General features: G+C 76.2%; 3 protein-coding genes. 2 read left to right on the plus strand and 1 reads right to left on the minus strand.

Features of this window, described 5'->3' with window-relative positions; all coding sequences use genetic code 11:
• A partial coding sequence (locus H5J30_RS30195; protein WP_508470955.1) for an HAD family hydrolase occupies nt 1–230 on the minus strand: 230 nt, incomplete at its 3' end.
• An 81-nt stretch (nt 231–311) separates the two neighbouring features.
• Here H5J30_RS30195 and H5J30_RS30200 point away from each other — a divergent pair.
• Together H5J30_RS30200 and H5J30_RS30205 are read left to right on the plus strand one after the other, a co-directional pair.
• On the plus strand, nt 312–1,610 hold the full coding sequence (locus H5J30_RS30200) for a DUF5005 domain-containing protein (RefSeq protein ID WP_181790580.1): 1,299 nt from the start codon (nt 312–314) through the stop codon (nt 1,608–1,610).
• On the plus strand, nt 1,610–1,916 hold a 307-nt coding region (locus H5J30_RS30205), incomplete at its 3' end, for a mycothiol-dependent nitroreductase Rv2466c family protein (protein WP_181790582.1). The genes H5J30_RS30200 and H5J30_RS30205, both read left to right, overlap by 1 nt.

The following is a 1,916-nucleotide window of genomic DNA, read 5'->3' on the forward strand; positions in this document are numbered from 1 at the left end:
GCCACGGTGTCCCGGCGGGTGCGCTCCGGGCGGCCGGTCACGTAGCAGACCTCGCAGGTCTCGGCCCACCGGAGAGCCAGCGCCACGCCCTCGGCGAGCGGCGGGTCGAGAGGCGCCGCGCGGAAGAAGGCGTCCCAGTCCTTGGGGGAGGACGCGACGTGGTGCAGCCGGTGCCGGGTGTCGGTGAGGGTGCCGTCCAGGTCGAACACCGCAAGGTCTCGCTTCGCCACGCCGCCAGCGTACGGGCGCCCGCGGGCCGCGTCCCACGGGGTGCCTTACGGATCACCGGCCCCGCCCGTTACCGTGCCCCGATGGAGCGACGCCAGACCACCGGCGCCGGGATCGCGCTGGCCCTGCTGCTCGCCGTGGGCCTCGTCGTCGTACTCACCGACGACGGCGACGGCGACGGCGGCGGCGACGACGCGGCCTGCACCGGCCTCGCCGTCTCGGGCTGGACCGCCGACGCCGCGACGACGGAGGAGTTCGAGCGCTACGGCAACGACGCCGCCCGCACGGACGACTGGACCGGCGGCGACGGCAACCACTCCGTCCGGCTGCCCGACGGCCGCACGCTGTGGCTGGTCTCCGACCCGTACCTCGGCCAGGTCCAGCCGCCGCCCAACCGGCAGGGCCAGCAGCACGCCTGGCGCGACACCTCCCTCGGCACCCCCGCCTGGACCCGCAACGCCGCCCTGGTCATGTCCGCGGACGGCCGCCTCGAACGCACCCTCCTCGGCGGCGCCCCCGGCGCGCCCGCCTCCCTCTTCCCCGAGCCCGGCGCCCCGCTGCGGCAGTGGCGCTGGCCGGTGCACGCCGTCGTGGAGCCGCGTGCGCCCGGCTCGTCCGAGCAGGTGCTGCGGGTGCTGCTGTGGCACCGCCAGGAGGCGCAGCAGCCGTGGATCTACGGCGTGCCGCTGGCCACCGAGGTCGCCACGTTCTCGCTGCCGGACCTGCGGCTGGAGGGCATCGCCCAGGTCGACGACCAGTCGCGGGTGGCCGATCCCGCGGAGCGCCTCGTCTACGGCGCGGCGGCCGTCCGGCGCGGCGGCTGGACCTACGTATGGGGCGGCACCGACGGCCGCACCCCCGAGCAGGCAGAACGCAGCTCCCGCGCCCACCTTGCGCGCGTGCCCGCCGGGCGGCTCGCGGACCGGTCGGCGTGGCGGTACTGGGACGGCGAGCGCTGGAGCAGGGAGGCGGCCCGCTCGAAGCCGGTGCTGGGCGACGGCGGGCGCAAGGGCGTCGGCAGCGCGTTCAGCGTGGTGCGCAGGGGCGACACCTGGGTGCTGTTCACGATGGACGCGGGCGGGCCGGACGGGAGCGGGCTGACGACCGTCGCGACCTACTGGGCGTGCCGCCCGCAGGGCCCGTGGCACGGGCCGGACAAGGCGTTCACCGCGCCGCTGCCCCAGGACGCGGGCGGCGCCTCCGGCGCCGCCGCGTACAACCCGCAGGCCCATCCCGGCGTCGGCTCCGGCGACGGGCTGCTCCTCGGCTACGACGTCAACTGGCTGGACGCCTCCGCCGACACCGTCTCCACCCACGTGCACCGCAATGTCGCGCTGTACCGCCCGCGGTTCGTCCGCCTGCACCTCGATACGGTGGAGTGATGACGGACGAGCCGGCGGACCCCGAAGCCGGCAGCACCGCGGTCGACTTCTGGTTCGACCCGGTCTGCCCCTGGACGTGGACGACCGCGCGCTGGCTGGCGGAGGTGCGGCGGCTGGCCGGCATCCGGGTGCGCTGGCGGGTCATGAGCCTGGAGGTCCTCAACGAGGACCGCGAGGTCAACCCCGAGGATCCCGAGGGGGAGTGGGGCGCATACCTGCGGATGCCGGTGCGGGTCTGCGCCGCCGTCGCGGAGCACCACGGGTCCGACGCCCTGGGCCGCTACTACGCCGCGCTGGCCGTGCGGA

It is taken from the genome of Streptomyces phytophilus (genome assembly GCF_013870535.1).
Taxonomy (GTDB): domain Bacteria; phylum Actinomycetota; class Actinomycetes; order Streptomycetales; family Streptomycetaceae; genus Streptomyces; species Streptomyces phytophilus.

Bases quoted from the DNA above. Each gene is read 5' to 3' on its own strand.
- H5J30_RS30200 (WP_181790580.1), top strand. From the start codon at position 312: ATGGAGCGACGCCAGACCACCGGCGCCGGGATCGCGCTGGCCCTGCTG.